General features: G+C 68.7%; 17 protein-coding genes. 12 read left to right on the forward strand and 5 right to left on the reverse strand.

Annotated features, from left to right (window positions below; all coding sequences use genetic code 11):
• Positions 1-5: 5 nt before the first annotated feature.
• Complete coding sequence (locus tag BMW26_RS06665; protein ID WP_072591104.1) at positions 6-857, forward strand: DUF2993 domain-containing protein; 852 nt, start codon at positions 6-8, stop codon at positions 855-857.
• 7 nt (positions 858-864) lie between these two features.
• On the opposite strand, the gene BMW26_RS06670 is transcribed toward BMW26_RS06665, so the two are convergent.
• Positions 865-1,920: a YihY/virulence factor BrkB family protein gene (locus BMW26_RS06670; RefSeq protein WP_072591105.1), complete on the reverse strand. Its 1,056-nt coding sequence runs from the start codon at positions 1,918-1,920 to the stop codon at positions 865-867.
• Positions 1,921-2,070: 150 nt separating this feature from the next.
• On the opposite strand from BMW26_RS06670, the gene lysA reads away from it, so the two are divergent.
• The 5 genes from lysA (at position 2,071) to prfA (ending at position 9,055) form a co-directional block, all read left to right on the forward strand.
• Complete coding sequence (gene lysA, locus BMW26_RS06675) at positions 2,071-3,480, forward strand: diaminopimelate decarboxylase (protein WP_072591106.1); 1,410 nt, start codon at positions 2,071-2,073, stop codon at positions 3,478-3,480.
• A gap of 66 nt (positions 3,481-3,546) precedes the next feature.
• Positions 3,547-4,854: a homoserine dehydrogenase gene (locus BMW26_RS06680; protein ID WP_053095745.1), complete on the forward strand. Its 1,308-nt coding sequence runs from the start codon at positions 3,547-3,549 to the stop codon at positions 4,852-4,854.
• 2 nt (positions 4,855-4,856) lie between these two features.
• Positions 4,857-5,786 carry a homoserine kinase gene (gene thrB / locus BMW26_RS06685; RefSeq protein ID WP_072591107.1) on the forward strand — a complete coding sequence of 310 codons (930 nt, stop codon included), beginning with the start codon at positions 4,857-4,859 and terminating at the stop codon, positions 5,784-5,786.
• 198 nt (positions 5,787-5,984) lie between these two features.
• Positions 5,985-7,964 (forward strand): transcription termination factor Rho, encoded by a 1,980-nt coding sequence (gene rho, locus BMW26_RS06690; RefSeq protein WP_232224540.1) that lies wholly within the window; start codon positions 5,985-5,987, stop codon positions 7,962-7,964.
• Between the two features lie 11 nt (positions 7,965-7,975).
• Positions 7,976-9,055, forward strand: a complete 1,080-nt coding sequence (gene prfA, locus BMW26_RS06695; protein WP_056278381.1) for a peptide chain release factor 1 — start codon at positions 7,976-7,978, stop codon at positions 9,053-9,055.
• Between the two features lie 27 nt (positions 9,056-9,082).
• Here prfA and BMW26_RS06700 read toward each other — a convergent pair whose 3' ends face one another.
• Together BMW26_RS06700 and BMW26_RS06705 are read right to left on the reverse strand one after the other, a co-directional pair.
• The gene (locus BMW26_RS06700) at positions 9,083-9,736 is read right to left on the reverse strand and encodes a response regulator (RefSeq protein WP_072591109.1); all 654 of its coding nucleotides are present in this window, start codon (positions 9,734-9,736) and stop codon (positions 9,083-9,085) included.
• Entirely contained in the window at positions 9,733-11,382 is a 1,650-nt protein-coding gene (locus tag BMW26_RS06705; RefSeq protein WP_332257684.1) for a sensor histidine kinase, read from the reverse strand. The genes BMW26_RS06700 and BMW26_RS06705 overlap by 4 nt, the downstream gene beginning before the upstream one ends.
• 157 nt (positions 11,383-11,539) lie before the next feature.
• On the opposite strand from BMW26_RS06705, the gene BMW26_RS06710 reads away from it, so the two are divergent.
• Together BMW26_RS06710 and BMW26_RS06715 are read left to right on the forward strand one after the other, a co-directional pair.
• Entirely contained in the window at positions 11,540-13,084 is a 1,545-nt protein-coding gene (locus tag BMW26_RS06710) for a CitMHS family transporter (protein WP_072591110.1), read from the forward strand.
• Positions 13,085-13,102: 18 nt separating this feature from the next.
• The gene (locus BMW26_RS06715) at positions 13,103-13,516 is read left to right on the forward strand and encodes a hypothetical protein (protein ID WP_053095751.1); all 414 of its coding nucleotides are present in this window, start codon (positions 13,103-13,105) and stop codon (positions 13,514-13,516) included.
• 13 nt (positions 13,517-13,529) lie between these two features.
• On the opposite strand, the gene epsC is transcribed toward BMW26_RS06715, so the two are convergent.
• Positions 13,530-14,099, reverse strand: a complete 570-nt coding sequence (gene epsC, locus BMW26_RS06720; RefSeq protein WP_072591111.1) for a serine O-acetyltransferase EpsC — start codon at positions 14,097-14,099, stop codon at positions 13,530-13,532.
• A 7-nt stretch (positions 14,100-14,106) separates the two neighbouring features.
• Positions 14,107-15,045 carry a cysteine synthase A gene (cysK, locus tag BMW26_RS06725; protein WP_053095753.1) on the reverse strand — a complete coding sequence of 313 codons (939 nt, stop codon included), beginning with the start codon at positions 15,043-15,045 and terminating at the stop codon, positions 14,107-14,109.
• A gap of 99 nt (positions 15,046-15,144) precedes the next feature.
• Here cysK and prmC point away from each other — a divergent pair, with 99 nt between their 5' ends.
• Genes prmC through BMW26_RS06745 form a run of 4 tightly spaced genes read left to right on the forward strand, consistent with a single transcriptional unit; the run spans position 15,145 to position 18,502 of the window.
• On the forward strand, positions 15,145-16,005 hold the full coding sequence (gene prmC, locus BMW26_RS06730) for a peptide chain release factor N(5)-glutamine methyltransferase (protein ID WP_056278391.1): 861 nt from the start codon (positions 15,145-15,147) through the stop codon (positions 16,003-16,005).
• A gap of 48 nt (positions 16,006-16,053) precedes the next feature.
• Positions 16,054-16,761, forward strand: a complete 708-nt coding sequence (locus tag BMW26_RS06735; RefSeq protein WP_053095755.1) for an L-threonylcarbamoyladenylate synthase — start codon at positions 16,054-16,056, stop codon at positions 16,759-16,761.
• Positions 16,758-17,930, forward strand: a complete 1,173-nt coding sequence (locus BMW26_RS06740; protein ID WP_053095756.1) for an MraY family glycosyltransferase — start codon at positions 16,758-16,760, stop codon at positions 17,928-17,930. Before BMW26_RS06735 ends, BMW26_RS06740 begins: the two co-directional genes overlap by 4 nt.
• On the forward strand, positions 17,927-18,502 hold the full coding sequence (locus BMW26_RS06745; RefSeq protein ID WP_072591112.1) for a hypothetical protein: 576 nt from the start codon (positions 17,927-17,929) through the stop codon (positions 18,500-18,502). The genes BMW26_RS06740 and BMW26_RS06745 overlap by 4 nt, the downstream gene beginning before the upstream one ends.
• Positions 18,503-18,509: the final 7 nt, after the last annotated feature.

Below are 18,509 nucleotides of genomic sequence, written 5' to 3' on the forward strand. Positions count from 1 at the left end.
GCAGCATGAGCGACGAGAACCACACCCTTCCTTACCCGTCCGCGGATTCCGAGCATCCGACGCTCGTGATCCCGGGTGGGAAGGACGGCGGGGATGCCGGTGCCACACCGCCGAAGCGCGCGCGCAAGCGCTGGCCCTGGGTGCTGCTGATCGTCGTGGTCGTTCTCGCTGTTCTCGCCGTCGCTGCGGAGCTCATCGCGCGCGCTGTCCTGCCCGGTATCGTCCGGGGCATGGTGATCGAGCAGCTCGACCTGCCGGCCGACCAGAAGCTCGCCGTCGAAGCCGACGGCATCCTGATCCCGCAGCTGATCGGCGGAACGCTGGACACCCTGCATCTCTCGACCGACTCGGTCACGCTGGAGGGGATCACGGGCGCCGTCGACGTCACCGCCACGGGCGTGCCGCTGCGCGGCGGTGACCTCGCATCCGCATCCGGCACGATCCGCATCGACGAGTCCCAGTTCACGTCCCTGCTCTCGAATACCGAGCTGCCGATCGACACGGTCACGCTCGAATCGCCGAACGCGACGGTCGCGGGTTCGGTGAGCGTTCTCGGCCTCGCCATCCCGGTATCGCTCACGGTGACCCCGGGGGTGGCCGAGGGAGATCTCGAGCTCACCCCTGTCGGCCTCACCGTCGGCGGACTCGAGGTCGACGCGGATCAGGTCGGCTCGAGTCTCGGTGCTCTGGGGGAGCAGCTCACCCAGACGCAGCGCATCTGCATCGCGGACCAGCTTCCCGCCGGCATCACCCTCACGGGCCTCCAGATCGACGAATCGGAGGCTGTGATCACCGTCGACGTCGACGGTGCGATCGCGACCGATCAGACCCTGCTCGAGAAGGGCACCTGCCCCTGAGACGGGCTCAGTCCTCGTCGGTTCCGAGACGGGCCTCGCGCTCGGCCTTCTGCGCCTCCCGAAGCTCGGACGTCGCCAGCGCGACCTCCGCTTCGGCGCGCTGCACACGTCGCTGGGGGAAGGTCGTCGCGCCGAACCGCGCGTGCACCCGGTCCTTGCGTTCCTCCTCCGACGTGACGATGTAGGCGCACGCGATCAGGATGACCTGGGTCGACAGGTTGAGCCAGATGAGCAGCGCCAGCAGAGTGGCGAAGGAGGCGAGGAGGGGGTTGCTCGTCGCGCCGCCGATGAACAGGCCGGACAGCTCCTGCAGCACGAGCAGCCCGACTCCGCCGATGAGGGACCCGATCCAGAGTGAACGGCCTGCGGGGCGCAGCCCGGAGAGCAGGCGGAACACCCCGGCGATGAGCACCGTGTCGAGTGCCAGCACGACGACCAGGGAGACGATCCGGATGCTCCAGGATGCCGCGGGCGAATCCTCGGGAATGCCGAGCAGACCGCTGATCCAGGTGATCCCGAGCCGACCGGCGAATGTGACGGCCGCTGCGGCGACGAACAGCACGGCGACGCCGGCCGCGAGCAGCAGGTTGCGGAGCATGACCCAGATGAACAGCACGTCGGCATGCGCGGTTCCGGCGAGGACGCGCACCGCGGTGCGCAGCGATCCGACGGCGCCGAGCGCCGAGCCGATCAGCGCGACCGTCGAGATGGCGCCCGCGACGGAGAGCGATATCGGCTCCTTGAGATCGTCGGGATTGACGACGCCGTCTTCGCCGATGAGACCGGGCACCACGGACTGCACGGCGGAGACGATCGCGTTCCAGGCGTCGGGATTGCCGGCGAGCCAGAGAGCGGCGATCGAGAACCCCAGGAGCACGGCGGCGAAGACGCTGAACAGAGCGCGGTATGTCACGCTGTCGGCGAGCATCGGGCCCCGCCGCTCGGAGTAGAGCAGGAACGCGCGGACCGGGCGCCGTGTCAGAGCCCAGCGGATCGCCGACGCGCTGACGCGCGCGATCAGGCCGGGGCGTCGGGCATCGGGTGCTGCGGATTCGGTGCTCATCTCCACCACCTTAGGAGTCGGTGGGATGTGTCCGCAGGGGGTTGACGCCGGGCGTCACCATGACTGATGCGGCATGCACGGTGCCCTAGAATCGGGGGCAACCTCGCAGTGCGCGCATCCGCCCGAGACCCGTCCCACGATTGGTGTTCCTTGCTTTCCCCTGCCGACTCGCTCGCCCCGGAATGGCTCGTCGTGCCCGACGACGCGAATGATCTTCCCACCGCCGTGTGGCCGGCGTCCGCCGTCCGCGGTGACGACGGAGCGCTGCGGCTCGCGGGGATCTCCGCCGCCGATCTCGCGGAGTCGTACGGCACGCCGCTGCTCGTGATCGACGAGGACGAGGTGCGATCTCGGGCCCGCGCCTTCCGCTCGTCCTTCGACGCGGCCGCCGCCGCCCACGGCACGACCGCGCGGGTGTATTACGCCGGCAAGGCGCTGCTGACCACGACGATCGCGCGCTGGGTGACCGAAGAGGGACTCAACGTCGACGTGTGCACCGGTGGTGAACTCGAGGTCGCACTCGCGGCCGGCGTCTCTCCGTCGTCGCTGGGGTTCCACGGGAACAACAAGTCGGTCGCCGAGCTCGAGCGCGCGGTCGAGGTGGGCATCGGCACGATCATCGTCGACAGCGCGATCGAGATCGAGCGTCTCGCGGCCATCACCGCCAGGACCGGCGCTGTGCAGCGGGTGCTGGTGCGGGTCATCAGCGGCGTGCACGCCGAGACGCACGACTTCCTCGCGACGGCCCACGAAGACCAGAAGTTCGGCTTCCCGCTGCCCGAGGCCGTGCAGGCCGTCGCCCGCATCAGGGAGATTCCGGGAATCGAGTTCGCCGGCCTTCACTGCCACATCGGATCGCAGATCTTCGGTGTCGCGGGCTTCCGCGAGTCGGCGTCGCGCGTGCTCGAGCTCCACGCGACTCTCCTCGAGGGTGGACCGGTTCCGCAGCTCAACCTCGGCGGAGGGTTCGGAATCGCCTACACGAGCGTCGACGACCCGACGCCGATCGAGACCCTCGCGGGCGAGATCGTCGCCGCCGTCGCCGAAGGCTGCGCCGCGCGAGGCATCGCCGTGCCCGCGCTGTCGTTCGAGCCGGGCAGGGCCATCGTCGGCACTGCCGGAGTGACGCTCTACGAGGTCGGGACGACCAAGGACGTCGCGCTCGATTCGGGCGCGACCCGGCGCTACATCAGCGTCGACGGCGGAATGAGCGACAACGCCAGGACGGCGCTGTACGACGCGCAGTTCTCGGCTCGACTCGCCTCCCGGATCGGCATCGGCTCGCCGCAGCTCAGCAGGGTCGTGGGCAAGCACTGCGAGTCCGGCGACATCGTCGTCGACCATGAGTACCTTCCGGCCGACGTCTCTCCCGGCGATCTGCTCGCGGTCCCCTCGACCGGTGCGTACTGTGCGCCGCTCGCGAGCAATTACAACCATGTCCCTCGCCCTCCGATCGTCGCTGTGAGCGACGGCCGATCGGCGGTCATCGTCCGCGGTGAGACGATCGCCGACGTGCTGTCTCGCGACGTCGGTGTCGCGGCCCCCGAGAGCCACGGGTGATCCGCGCGACGAACGACGCGGTCCCCGACGAAGCACGACTGAACCACCCTCCTAAGGAGAGATGCAATGACGACTGAGTATCGACGACTTCGGGTGGCGCTGCTCGGCGCCGGAGCGGTCGGCTCCCAGGTGGCCGCCCTGCTGCTGCGCCACGGCGATGAGCTCGCCGACCGGGCGGGTGCCACGCTGGAGCTGGCCGGCATCGCGGTGCGCAACCTCGATGCGCCGCGCGAGACCGATCTGCCGAAAGAGCTGTTCACGACCGATGCCGAATCGCTGATCCTCGGCTCCGACATCGTGATCGAGCTGATCGGCGGCATCGAGCCCGCCCGCACGAGCATCCTGCAGGCGATCGGCTCCGGTGCCGACGTCGTGACCGCCAACAAGGCGCTGCTGGCCACTCACGGCCCCGAGCTCTTCGAAGCGGCCGACCGCGTGGGCGCATCCGTCTACTATGAGGCCGCCGCCGCCGGTGCCATCCCGATCATCCGCCCGCTGCGCGACTCTCTCGCCGGTGACCGCGTGGTGCGCATCATGGGAATCGTGAACGGCACGACCAACTACATCCTCGACCGCATGGACACCGAGGGCGCCGACTTCGCCGATGTGCTCGCCGACGCGCAGCGTCTCGGATACGCCGAGGCCGACCCGACCGCCGACGTCGAGGGATACGACGCCGCGCAGAAGGCCGCGATCCTCGCGAGCCTCGCCTTCCACACGGCTGTTCCGCTCGACGCCGTGTACCGCGAGGGCATCACGACCATCACCGCGTCGATGATCGATGAGGCGCGCGCAGCCGGCTTCGTCATCAAGCTGCTCGCCGTGTGCGAGCGCATCGAGGCCAACGGCACCGAGTCGATCTCGGTGCGCGTCTACCCGGCCCTCGTGCCGACGTCGCACCCTCTCGCGTCGGTGCACGGCGCCAACAACGCCGTGTTCGTCGAGGCCGAGGCTGCGGGCTCGCTCATGTTCTACGGCGCAGGCGCCGGTGGCGTGCAGACCGCATCCGCCGTGCTCGGAGACGTCGTGTCGGCGGCTCGACGCCACATCGCCGGCGGCGTCGGCGTGGGGGAGTCCACCAGGGCCAACCTCCCGGTGGTGCCGATCGGTCATGTCACCACCCGCTACCAGATCACCCTCGAGGTCTCGGACGCTCCCGGTGTGCTCGCGACCGTTGCCGGCATCCTCAGCGACGGATCGGTCTCCGTCGCGACCGTGGTGCAGACGGTCGAAGGAGAGGACGAGCCCACCGCTCGTCTCGTCATCGGCACGCACCGGGCCACGGACGCCGCGCTCAGCGCCACGGTCGACGCACTCGCCGCCAGCTCTGTCGTCGAGCGGGTCGTCTCGGTGCTCCGCGTGGAAGGCGAGTGACGATGGCGGCAGGGCGCACGGTCGAGGTGACCGTGCCGGCGACCAGCGCCAACCTCGGTCCCGGATTCGACACGCTCGGACTCGCGCTCAGCGTCTACGACACGCTTCTCGTGACCGAGCTCGCCGCCGGCGAGCTCGAGATCGAGGTCTCAGGTTCCGGCGCGAGCGAGATCCCTCGTGACGACTCGAACCTGATCGTCCGCACGATCGCTCACGTGTACGCCGACGTCGATCGCGCCGTCCCGGGCCTGCGCATCGTCGCGGAGAACGGGGTGCCCCATGGGCGCGGACTCGGGTCCTCCGGCGCGGCGGTCGCGGCGGGGATCCTCGCGGCGAAGGGCCTGCTCGAGGGCGACGTCGAGATCGATGACGCCGACATGCTGCGCCTCGCCACCGAGATCGAAGGGCACCCCGACAACGTGGCTCCCGCGCTGTTCGGCGGTCTGACGATCGCCTGGGTCGGCGAACGAGGTCCTCAGCACAAGAAGCTCCTCGTGCACCGCGGCGTCTCGCCGCTCGTGCTCGTTCCGTCGTACACGATGTCGACGTCGAAGGCGCGATCGCTGCAGCCGCCGCAGGTGTCGACGGCCGATGCGGTCTTCAACGTCTCGCGTTCGGCGCTGCTCATCGCCGCGCTGATGCAGAGCCCGGAGCTGCTGCTCGACGCGACCGCCGACCGACTGCATCAGGACTACCGCGCCGAGGCGATGCCCGAGACGCAGCGGCTCGTCCAGACGCTCCGTGCGGCAGGTTTCGCCGCCGTGGTGTCCGGCGCCGGACCCAGCGTGCTGGTTCTCGCAGACGGCCCCGGAAGTCGTCAGGACGCCGTGGAACTCGCGGAATCGACGACCGACACCCCGTGGGACGCGCTGCTGCTCGCGGTCGACGTGCGTGGTGGTACAGTGGGGAATCGAGCGGAGGGCTCCACGTAACTGCGTGAATCTGGCCCCATTGCAACTCTGCAAGACCCGCACGCAAAACCCCTGTCGCACTGCTCTCACCGAGAACCTCGTTCTTTCCGAGAACCCAGTGCAGAGGCTGGCTGACGCCGAGCGTCAGCCCGTGCGATCGCGCGCAGCACCCGTTGTGCGCGTGCCGCTCATGTCCCCGAGACCAAAGAGGGAGTACTCGTGGAGAATTTCTCCGAGACCCAGAACGACCAGGCGGCACCCGCCGCCGAGGCTGCGGCGAAGGCCGCGAGCTCCGACGCCGCGACGACCGCCGCGACCGAGGTCGCACCGGCCCGCAAGCGCGCTCCGCGCCGTGCGAGCACCGCGACCGCCGCCGCGAAGGCTGAGAAGGCCGAGAAGGCCGCAGCATCCACCGACAGCGCACCGGCCACCGAGGCTCCCGCAGCCGAGGCACCCGCCGCCGACGCGGCACCCAAGGCGAAGGCCCCTCGCCGCAGCCGTGCGAAGAAGGCTGACGCAGAGAACGCTGAGTCTCCTGCGGCGACCGCCGAGGCTCCTGCAGCCTCCGCGCCGGCACCCGCCGAATCCACCGAGGCTCCCGCAGCGAAGACCGCAGAGTCCAACGGCTCCGCGGACGCCGGTTCCGCAGAGGCGGGTTCTGCCGACGAGCCGAAGAAGACCACCGGTCGCGGACGCCGCACGGCGAAGAAGCCTGCTGCCGAGGCCGAGACTCCCGCAGCCGAGAAGCCCGCTGACGCCGCACCGGCCGAGGCAGCACCCGCGGCGGACTCCTCCTCTGATTCCGGCGACGGCGAAGAGCAGGGCGGTCGCAGCCGCAACCGCAACCGCAGCCGTAACCGCGGACGCGGCCAGAACGGCAACGGCCAGGGCGGCGAGCAGCAGCCCCAGCAGCAGCAGCCGCAGACGGCACCCGCCGAAGACGAGGGCGGCAACGGCCGCAACCGTCAGCGCAACAAGCGCCGCGGCGGCGCGCCGACGGACGAGTTCGACACCGAGATCGGCGAGGACGACGTCCTCGTCCCGATCGCCGGAATCCTCGACGTGCTCGACAACTACGCCTTCGTCCGCACGACCGGATACCTCGCCGGCCCCAGCGACGTCTACGTGTCGCTCGGACAGGTCAAGAAGTACAACCTCCGCAAGGGCGACGCGATCGTCGGCTCGATCAAGCAGCCCCGCGAGGGCGAGCAGCAGGGCCGCCAGAAGTACAACGCGCTGGTGAAGGTCGACTCGATCAACGGCCTGTCGATCGACGACGCCGCGACCCGTGTGGAGTTCGGCAAGCTCACGCCGCTCTACCCGCAGGAGCGTCTGCGCCTCGAGACGGCGCCCGAGAAGCTCACGCAGCGCATCATCGATCTCGTGGCCCCGATCGGCAAGGGACAGCGCGGCCTCATCGTCGCGCCGCCCAAGGCCGGCAAGACGATCGTCCTGCAGCAGATCGCCAACGCGATCGCGCAGAACAACCCCGAGGTTCACCTCATGGTCGTGCTCGTCGACGAGCGTCCCGAAGAGGTCACCGACATGGAGCGCACGGTGAAGGGCGAGGTCATCGCCTCGACCTTCGACCGTCCGGCAGAAGACCACACCACGGTCGCCGAGCTCGCCATCGAGCGCGCCAAGCGTCTCGTCGAGCTGGGCCGCGACGTCGTCGTGCTGCTCGACTCGATCACCCGCCTCGGCCGTGCGTACAACCTCGCTGCTCCGGCATCCGGACGGGTGCTCTCGGGTGGCGTCGACGCCTCGGCGCTGTACCCGCCCAAGCGCTTCTTCGGTGCTGCGCGCAACATCGAGAACGGCGGATCCCTGACGATCCTCGCCACGGCGCTGGTCGAGACCGGCTCCAAGATGGACGAGGTGATCTTCGAGGAGTTCAAGGGCACCGGCAACAGCGAACTGCGCCTGTCGCGCCAGCTCGCCGACAAGCGCATCTTCCCGGCCGTCGACGTCAACGCGTCGAGCACCCGCCGCGAAGAGATGCTGCTGTCGACCGACGAGGTCAAGATCACCTGGAAGCTGCGTCGCGCCCTTGCAGGCCTCGACCAGCAGCAGGCGCTCGAGGTCGTCCTGGGCAAGCTCAGGGAGACCCACTCGAACGTCGAGTTCCTCGTGCAGATGCAGAAGTCGATTCCGACGCTCCCCTCGGGTGCGCACGGACACGACAACAACATCCGCTGAGCGGAGCCGGGGTGTTCGAGTCCGTCCAGACTCTGATCGACGAGCATCGCCGGGTGCAGGAGGAGCTCTCCGACCCGGCGGTGCACGCCGATGCTGCTCGGGCGAAGCGCGTCAACCGTCGCTACGCCGAGCTGTCGCGGATCGTCGCCGCCTATGAGGCGTGGGCGGCGGCATCCGATGACCTCGACGCCGCGAGGGAGCTCGCCCGCGAGGACGAGGCGTTCGCCGCTGAGATCCCGACCCTCGAAGAGGGGGTGCAGTCATCGCAGGAGAAGCTGCGCCGACTGCTCATCCCACGCGATCCCGATGACGCGCGCGACGTCATCATGGAGATCAAGGCGGGGGAGGGCGGCGCCGAGTCGGCGCTGTTCGCCGCGGATCTGCTGCGCATGTACATCCAGTACGCAGCCTCCAAGGGCTGGAAGACCGAGCTCCTCGAGCGCAACGAATCCGATCTCGGCGGCTACAAGGACGTCCAGGTCGCGATCAAGGGATCGTCCTCGGACCCCGCCCAGGGCGTCTGGGCGCACCTGAAGTACGAAGGCGGCGTGCACCGCGTGCAGCGCGTGCCCGCGACCGAGTCGCAGGGGCGCATCCACACCTCGACCACCGGAGTGCTGGTGTTCCCCGAGGTCGACGAGCCCGACGAGATCGCGATCAATCAGAACGACCTGAAGATCGATGTCTTCCGGTCCTCGGGCCCGGGCGGTCAGTCCGTCAACACGACCGACTCGGCCGTGCGCATCACACACGTGCCCAGTGGAATCGTCGTGTCGATGCAGAACGAGAAGTCGCAGCTGCAGAACCGTGAGGCCGCGATGCGCGTGCTCCGGGCGCGACTGCTGGCGAAGCAGCAGGAGGAGCTGGATGCCGCGGCATCCGATGCACGCAAGTCGCAGATCCGCGGCATGGATCGGTCCGAGCGCATCCGCACCTACAACTTCCCCGAGAATCGCATCGCCGACCACCGCACGGGATTCAAGGCCTACAACCTCGATCAGGTGATGGACGGCGCTCTCGAGCCGATCATCGAGAGTGCGATCCAGGCCGACGAAGAGGCTCGACTCGCCGCGGTGGGCTCCGACTCCTGAGGTGACGCCGCTGAGCTGCGGCGCGGGTCAGGAGCGGGCCGCGTACCGGTGCTCCGGCCGTCCGGTCGCCCCGTAGCGCAGGCGGACCTCCACGACCGCCCGAGCAGCGAGAGCCGCGAGGTGGCGCTGCGCGGTGGCACGGGAGATCCCGACGCGCTCTCCGACTTCTGCCGCCGACGCCTCGCCGTCGCCGAGAGCGGCGAGCACCAGCTGCTCGGTCGCGGATCGCGAGACGGACACCGGTTCTCCGGATCCGTGGAGGATCGCCAGGGCGCGATCGGTGTCCTCCTGGCGAAGGGGGCGATCTCCGGCGAGCAGGTTGCGGTACCGCGCGTAGCGCTCGAGCAGACCGACCAGCGCCCGACGATCGAACGGCTTCAGCAGGTACCCGACGGCGCCTGATCTGAGCGCGCGTCGAATCGTCGGCGCGTCGTCGGCGGCCGAGATGAGGATCGCGTCCACGCCGCTCTCGCGCACGAGGGCGATGCCGTCTCCGTCCGGGAGGAAGACGTCCGCCAGGAGGAGGTCAGGGCGTGATGAGCGGATGCCGTCCCGTGCCTCGGCGAGGGTGCGGACGGGCTCCAGTGCCGAGAATCCGGGCTGGTCGTCGATGATGCTCCGGTGCAGTCGTCCGACGCGGAAGTCGTCGTCGAGGATCAGCACCCGGAGGGGATCGTTCATCGGTTCTCCTCAGTCGTCGATGTGTCGGTGACGGCGCCACCGAGTCGAGCGGCGAACACGGCACCGTGCTCCTCGCCTCCTGCGTCGATGATCCAGAGATCGCCGCCGCGGCGTCGCGCGATGTCTCGAGCCAACGGGATGCCGAGCCCGCGGCCGTGCACGCGGTCTGTGTCGTCGTCGCGCGGCTGACTCGGAGCCATCGGGTCGATCCCCGCGAGGCCCGGTCCCGAGTCTGCGACCGTGACGACGAGCGCGTCGCCGTCTCCGAGCACCGCGACCTCGACCCAGCGGGGAGTCCGCGCTCCGGCGACGGCGGCGGTCACCGCGTTGTCGACGAGGTTGCCCACGACGGCGGCGACGTCCTCCGGTTCTGCCACGCTGCCGATCAGCTGGCTCTCGTCCGCGACGCGCAGGGAGACGCCGCGTTCACCGGCCTCGATCCCCTTGGCGCCCAGGAAAGAGTGCAGGAACGGGTCGCTGAGCAGGTCGAGCCCGGCGACGGGGAATGCGACCGAGCCGCGCTCGACGAGCTCATCGAGGAATCCCCGAGCATCGTCGATCCTGGCTGCGTCGATGAGCCCCGCGACCACGTGCATCCGGTTCGCGAACTCGTGACGCTGCACGCGCAGGGCGGCGGTCACGGCTTGCACGGTCTCCAGTCGCTCCGTCAGAGCGATGAGGTCGGTACGGTCACGGATGATCAGCACATGTCCGAGCGGCCTGCCGTCGCGGATCACCGGACGGGAATCGATGTAGAGCACGCGGTTGTCCACGACGGTGCTCGACGTCGTGGGCGCTCCCGTCGCGGTCTCGACGACGGCGGTCGGCAGCGAGAGCTCCGCCAGCGGTCGTCCCACAGCGGCGTCGAGACCGAGCATCCGATCGGCCGCATCATTGCTCACCCGCACGATCCCTGCCGTGTCGACGGCCAGGACGCCGTCATCCACGCCATTCAGCACTGCTGTCTGGTTCTGCACGAGCGCCACGAGCTCCTCGGGCTGCACGCCGAGCGTCAGGCGCTCCCAGCGACGGCGCAGCAGCAGGAACGCGAGGAGAGCCAGCGCCAGGGCACCGGCGGCGGTAATGCCGATCACCGCGAGCAGCGGAGGCAGGTCATCGAAGACGCCTGTGCGCTCGAATCCGACGCTGACCTCGCCGACGGGGATCCCCGCATCGTCGAGCACGGGGACCTTGGCGCGAGCCGACTCGCCGAGGGTTCCGGTCTGCCAGTCGACCACCTCGTTCCCGGCGAGCACCTCCTCGAAGGGTGTGCTCACCATCTGGCCGATGCGTGAACTGGTCGGATGGGCGAGGCGGATGCCGTCCTCATCGGCGATGACGACGAACAGTGCACCGGTGCGGTCAGAGACGTCCGCTGCAAGGCGCGCGAGCTCGCCCTTCCTGAGCTCGTCCGGGTCCGGCGCCTCTTCGGCGGCCGAGATTCGTGCGACCTCGTCGCGGACCTGCGGGTCCTCGGCGAGGGTCCGGGCGATGCCGAGGGCGGTGGACTCGGCTTCGGTGCGAAGCTGCTGCACGGCGAGAAGGAGGTACACGCCGGTGCACATCACGACGACAAGGGCGACCGTGGCGAGATGCAGCAGCAGCGTGCGGGTCGCGAACCGAGGTCGCGTCGTCGTCGTCGACACCGTGGTCCTTCCTTCTCTGCTCCCGCGCAATATGCGCAGAACCCACGCTACGCGCACAACATCCGAGAATGCGGCATACCGCGCTCTGCGGGGAGGGATTGCCTAGTCTCGTCAGGATCCGTCGCAGTCGACGGAGCTTCGACGAAGGAGTCACAGCATGCTCGATGCACTCACCGGCCTGTCCACGGCCGCAGAAGAGGCGCCGACCTACGACCTCGCGTTCGTGCCGCCCGAATGGGTTCTGGTCCTCCTGGGATTCACCATGGTGCTGGCCTTCATGACGCTGATCATGACGAAGCGACTGACGCCCATGGTGGCGCTGATCCTCGTGCCGACCGTGTTCGGGCTGTTCGCCGGTGCGGGGCTCGGCATGGGCGACATGATCCTCGATTCGATCGCCACGATGGCCCCGACCGCAGCGCTGCTGATGTTCGCGATCATGTTCTTCGGCATCATGATCGACGTCGGCCTGTTCGATCCGCTGATCCGGGTGATCACGCGTGTTCTCGGTGATGACCCGGCGAAGGTCGTGCTGGGAACCGCGATCCTCGCGGGAGCCGTCTCGCTCGACGGCGACGGCTCGACGACGTTCATCATCACGACGTCGGCGATGCTGCCGATCTACCTCCGTCTCGGCATGAGTCCGGTCGTCCTCACGTGCGTCGCCGGCTTGATGAACGGCACTCTGAACATCGTTCCCTGGGGCGGGCCGACGGTGCGCGCGGCGACCGCTCTGGGACTGCAGCCGACGGACATCTTCGTCCCCATGCTGCCGGCTCTCGGCGTCGGCATCGTCGTGACGCTGGGCTTCGCCTGGATGCTCGGGCTGGGGGAGCGCCGCCGACTCGGGCGCCTCGACTCCGAAGGGCTGCTCACGGGTTCCGACGGCGGTGCTCTGTCTACAGTGCCGAAGATCTTCCGCGGTGCCGGACCGAAGCCCGGCGCCCGTGCAGCGCTCCGCACCGGCAACATCGTCGTCGTCGCCGGTGGGCGAGGGCCCGTCGCCGCGGCCAGCGTCGACCCGGCCGACACCGCCATGGCGGACACCATGCTCGACCCCGCGCGCCCGACGCTGAGGCCGCGACTGATCTGGTTCAACCTCGCGCTCACCGTCGCCGTCATGGTGCTGCTCGTTCTCGACATCATGCCGCTCCCGTATGTGTTCATGGTCGGTGCCGCCGTCGCGCTGCTGGTCAACTTCCGAGGGATCAAGGAACAGGCGTCCGAGATCGTGGCCCATGCGCCCAGCATCGTCGGTGTCGTCTCGATGGTGATCGCGGCCGGAGTCCTGGTCGGCGTCCTGACCGGCACCGGGATGGTCGATGCGATGGCGACCTGGATCACCGACGTGCTTCCGCCTGCGCTCGGCCCCTTCCTCGCACCCATCACCGGTGTTCTGTCGATCCCGTTCACGTTCTTCATGTCGAACGACGCCTTCTACTTCGGCATCCTGCCGGTGCTGTCGCAGAGCGCGGCGACGTTCGGCATCGACCCCGTCGAGATGGCGAGGGCATCGATCATCGGTCAGCCGGTCCACCTGCAGAGCCCGCTCGTGCCGGCGATCCTGCTGCTCGTCTCGCTCGCCAGCGTCAACCTGGGCGATCACCACAGGAAGGTGCTGTGGCGCGCGGTGATCGTGTCGCTCGTGATGCTCGCCGTCGGCATCCTGTCGGGCGCGATCCCCTTCTTCGTCACCCAGTGAGAGCGATAGGCTCAGCGCGTGATCACCTTCCTCTTCCGCGCGCTGATGTACGTCATCTCGGCCGGTCTCGGTCTCATCGTGGCCGACCTCGCGCTCGAGGGGTTCCAGATCCAGTGGGACCAGTGGTGGGGGTTCGTGCTCTGCATCCTGATCTTCGCCGTGTTGCAGAGCGTGCTCTCACCATGGGTCAGCAAGATCGCGGATCGCTATGCACCGGTCCTGATGGGCGGCATCGGCATCTTCTCGACGCTCATCGCCCTCGTGGTCGTCGTCCTGCTGCCGATCGGCGGGCTGCGCATCGTCGATCTCGTGGGCTGGCTGCTCGGATCGGTGATCGTCTGGCTGATCACGGCGCTCGGCAGTGTGCTGCTGCCACTGATCTTCCTTCGCAAGAAGGTCGACAAGGTGAGGTCTCGCCGCGGGGCGGCCTGAGAGCGCGGGCGCGTCAGATCGAGTAGTCGGGTGCGGTGAGCACCGCTCGGGTGTCCTCGCCCATGACCCGTGCACGGGGCTTGGCGGGCACACCGACGAGGATGCTGTCCGCCGGGGCGTCGCGCGTGACCACGGCATTCGCTCCGACCACGGAGCCCTCGCCGATCGTGATCGGTCCGAGGATCTTCGCGCCTGCTCCCACGGCCACGCCGTCGCCGAGCGTCGGATGCCGCTTGCCTGAGTCACGCGTGCGGCCGCCGAGAGTGACCCCGTGATACAGCATCACATCGTCGCCGACCTCTGCCGTCTCGCCGATGACCACGCCCATGCCATGGTCGATGAAGAAGCGTCGACCGATCCGCGCGCCGGGGTGGATCTCGATCCCGGTGAGCCATCGCGACACCTGTGATGTCGCACGGGCGAGCAGCCGCAGCCGGCGGCGCCACAGCGCGTGCGAGACCCGATGCGCCCAGATCGCGTGCATCCCCGGATACAGCAGTGCCACCTCGGCGCTGCTGCGCGCGGCGGGGTCGCGAAGTCGGGCTGCCGCGATGTCCTCGCGCATTCGGCCGATCATGTCCATCGGGAGTTCAGGCCTCGCGCAGATCCTCGTAGAGCGCGGTCGAGAGGTAACGCTCGCCGAACGAGGGGATGATGACGACGATCGTCTTCCCCGCAGCCTCCGGGCGCTGGGCGACCTGCAGAGCGGCCCAGATCGCGGCTCCGCTCGACATGCCCACGAGGATGCCCTCGCGGCTCGCGGTCTCGCGCGCGACACGGATGGCATCGTCGAACGTGACGTCGATGACCTCGTCGAGAACATCACGATCGAGGATGGGAGGCACGAAGTTCGGTCCGATGCCCTGGATCTTATGCGGCCCGGGGTGTCCCTCGGTGAGGATGGGCGAATCCTTGGGTTCGACGGCGACGATCTTCACGCCGGGGACGCGCTCCTTCAGGACCTGACCGACGCCCGTGATGGTTCCGCCCGTGCCGATGCCGGCGACGAGGTAGTCGACGGAGCCCTCCGTGTCGCGGAGGATCTCCTCGGCCGTCGTGCGGCGGTGGATCGCGGGGTTCGCCTCGTTGGCGAACTGCTTCGCGAGAATGGCACCCGGAGTGCGGGCGGCGATCGCCTCCGCCTCGGCGATCGCGTTCGTCATGCCCTTCGTGGGGTCCGTGAGGATGAGTTCGGCGCCGAACGCCTTGAGAAGGAGGCGCCGCTCCTTGGACATCGACGCGGGCATCGTGAGGATCACCTTGTACCCACGTGCGGCGCCGACCATCGCCAGCGCGATACCGGTGTTGCCGCTGGTCGCCTCCACGATCGTGCCTCCGGGCTTCAGCTCGCCCGAGGCCTCCGCAGCGTCGACGATGGCGATGCCGAGCCGGTCTTTGACGCTCGAGGCCGGGTTGTAGAACTCGAGCTTGGCGAGAACTGTCGCGCCGAGGCCCTCGGTGACCCGGTTCAGACGAACCAGGGGAGTGTTGCCGAAAGCGGAGGTGATGTCGGAGTGGATACCGGGCATGGGGAGAGCCTTCCTGTGCGGGGGACTGCGCGCTCCAGCCTAGGCGAGAGCCCTAGGGGGGTGGGCAATATGACACCTGCTGCGCTCTACGCTTGATCCATGTCCGATCTCTCCCTCGCCTCCGCCGTGCATGCGGCGGCCCGACAGCTCGCAGACGCCGGCGTCACGGATCCTCTCGTCGACGCGGAGCTGCTCGCCGGTCACGTCCTCGGCGCGCGGCGTGGTGAGGTGCAGGCATCGATCATCCGCGGTGATGCGGTGGAGGAGGCGGACGCCGAGGCGTTGCGGGCTCTGGTCGCCCGTCGTGCGAGCAGGGAGCCGTTGCAGCACATCACCGGAACGGCGCCGTTCCGCCACCTCGAGCTCGCGGTCGGGCCCGGAGTCTTCGTCCCGCGACCTGAGACCGAGACGGTCGTGCAGTACGCGATCGACGCGCTCCTCGGGTCCGCGCTTCCCGACCCGATCGGCATCGATCTCGGCACCGGCAGCGGGGCGATAGCACTCGCCATGGCCACCGAGGTGCCCCATGCGCGTATCTTCGCCGCCGAGCTCTCGCCCGACGCGTATCCGTGGGCGGCTCGGAACACGGCGGGGGTGGCCAACCTCACCCTCGTGAACGACGACCTGGCGCACGCGTTCGCGGAGCTGGACGGCACTGCCTCCGTCGTGATCTCGAACCCGCCGTACGTTCCGGACGCCGCGGTGCCTCGTGACCCTGAGGTTCGGCTCTTCGATCCGTCGATGGCGCTGTACGGGGGAGAAGACGGGCTCGACATCGTGCGTGTGCTCAGCGTGCGCGCGCTCGAGCTGCTGCATCCGGGCGGGCTGCTGGTGATCGAGCACGGGGAGCTCCAGGGCGAGGAGATCCGCAGCATCCTCACGCGCGACGGCTGGCGTGCCGCCGCGACGCACCGCGACCTCACCTTGCGAGACCGCGCGACGACCGCTCTGCGTCCCTGACGCGCAGACACGAACCGCACAGACATCGCCAACTAGAATCGGATCGTCATGTCCTCCATCTTCGATTGCGGCGACGAGGCCCAGCTCCTCGCCGGCATGCGCCACGCCCGCCAGGCCATCGCCCGCGGCGAACTCATCGTCATGCCCACCGACACGGTCTACGGCGTCGCCGCCGACGCGTTCTCTCCCGCTGCCGTACAGCGCCTCCTCGACGCCAAAGGGCGAGGGCGCAATCAGCCGCCTCCCGTGCTTATCGGCACGAAGGAGACGCTGCACGCGCTGGCGGAGTCCGTTCCCGAGCCCGTCCAGCGACTCGTCGACGCCTTCTGGCCCGGCGGCCTGACCATCGTTCTCCCCGCTCAGCCCTCTCTCGTCTGGGACCTGGGCGACACGGAGGGGACCGTCGCCGTCAGAATGCCCGAGGGGCGCGTCGCGCTGGAGCTCCTGGCGGAGACCGGACCGCTGGCCGTCTCCAGCGCGAACCTCACCGGCCGTGAGTCGGCGATCTCCGCGTTCGATGCCGAGCGGATGCTCGGAGACAGCGTGTCGGTGTATCTCGCAGACGGCGTCAGTCGCGACGGGGTCGCGTCGACGATCGTCGACGCGACCTCCCTGGTTCCCCGCGGCGCAGAGCCCGCCGCCGGTGGTGTTCGCATCCTCAGAGCCGGCGCCGTCAGCCGCGAACGGCTGGAGGAGGTGCTCGGCGACCTGCTCGAACCCGAGGCGCCGTCGCCGGAATCGGACGGGGATTCGTGAAGCAGTACCTCCTCACGATCATCCTGACCGCCGCGATCACCTTCGCGTTGACCTGGGCGGTCTGGAAGCTGAGCCTGCGTTTCAAGCTGTACCCCGGCATCCGAGAGCGGGATGTGCACACGACTCCCACTCCCCGTCTCGGTGGCGTCGCGATCTTCCTCGGCATCGCAGCGGCGATCGGTGTCTCGGCTCTGAATCCGTTCTTCACCACCATGTGGATGCCGCCGCAGACGATGTGGTCGATCCTCGCCGCATCCCTCTTGATCGCCGTCATCGGCGTCGTCGACGATCTGTGGGATCTCGACTGGATGATCAAGCTCGGCGCACAGTTCCTCGCTGCCGGGATCATCACCGTCGGTGGCGGGCTGCAGATCCTCTCCCTGCCGTTCGGCGATCTGATCGTCTTCTCGAGCTGGCTGAGCATCACCATCACGATGTTCGCGATCGTCATCGTGATGAACGCCGTCAACTTCATCGACGGCCTCGACGGCCTCGTCGCCGGCGTCTGCCTGATCGCGAACGGCGTGTTCTTCGCCTACTCCTACATCCTGACGCGTGACACCGGAGCATCGAGCTACTTCAACCTCGCATCCTTCCTCGCCGCAGTGCTGATCGGCGCGTGCCTCGGCTTCCTCCCGTTCAACTGGAGTCCTGCGAAGCTCTTCATGGGCGATTCGGGAGCGCTCGTGATCGGTCTGCTGATGGCGACGTCCGCGATCGCCGTGACCGGGCAGCTCGAGCCGTCGGCCCTCGATCCCGAGCGACTCGGACGATCGCAGCTCCTCGGCGCGTTCATCCCGATCCTCCTTCCTCTTCTGGTCGTGCTGCTGCCGCTCCTCGATTTCGGGCTCGCAGTGCTGCGACGGATGAACGCGGGGAAGTCGCCGTTCTCACCCGACCGCAAGCACCTGCATCACCGCATGCTCGACCTCGGCCACCGCGACCGCGACGCCGTGCTCATCTTCTACGCCTGGACCGCGGTCATCTCCCTGGCCGTCCTCCTCATGTACGTGGGCGCGCGTGAGGACTGGCCCGGCCAGTACCTCCCCGGAGTCGTGTTCGGCCTGGTGGGAATCGCCGCGTGCCTCGTCATCACCCTGAATCCTCTGCGCCGACGGAAGCCCGCGGCGTCTGCTGAGTCCGACCCGACACCCGTGGAGTCCCCGTGAGCCCGAGCCCTGTTTCCAGCAATCCGATCCTGCGGAGGACGCTGATCTGGTCCGCGGTCTCGATGGCGGTCCTCGCGATCGTCGCCGGAGCGATCGGCCTCCTCGTCGGCGGGACAGAAGGTCTCGTCAGCGGGCTGCTGGGCGTCGTGCTCGCCATGCTGTTCCTCGGCATCACCGCCCTCAGCATCCTCATTGCCAACCGCTGGTTCGGCGATCCGCTCTACGTGCAGCTGTTCTTCGCGATCGTGCTCGGCGGATGGCTTCTGAAGCTCGGCCTCTTCGTCGTGATCATGATCGTCCTGAGCGGGCAGCCGTGGATCGAGCCGATGGTGTTCTTCCTGTCGATCGTCACGGGCGTGGTGGCGACCCTCGTCATCGACGTGATCGTCATCACGCGGATGCGCCTTCCGCACGTGAGCGACGCGTCCCTTCCCTCCGAGGCTCCGATCGACCGCGCGCCGGGGGTGGAGCTGCCGACCGTCGTGCCGGAGGATCGTGCGCCCGGGCGCCACCACATCGTGCCCGAACCCCCTGCGCAGGAAGGCTCCGGCGAACAGCCCCCGCGGTCTTAGGACACCC

This window comes from Microbacterium sp. 1.5R (assembly GCF_001889265.1).
In the GTDB taxonomy this organism is placed as follows: domain Bacteria; phylum Actinomycetota; class Actinomycetes; order Actinomycetales; family Microbacteriaceae; genus Microbacterium.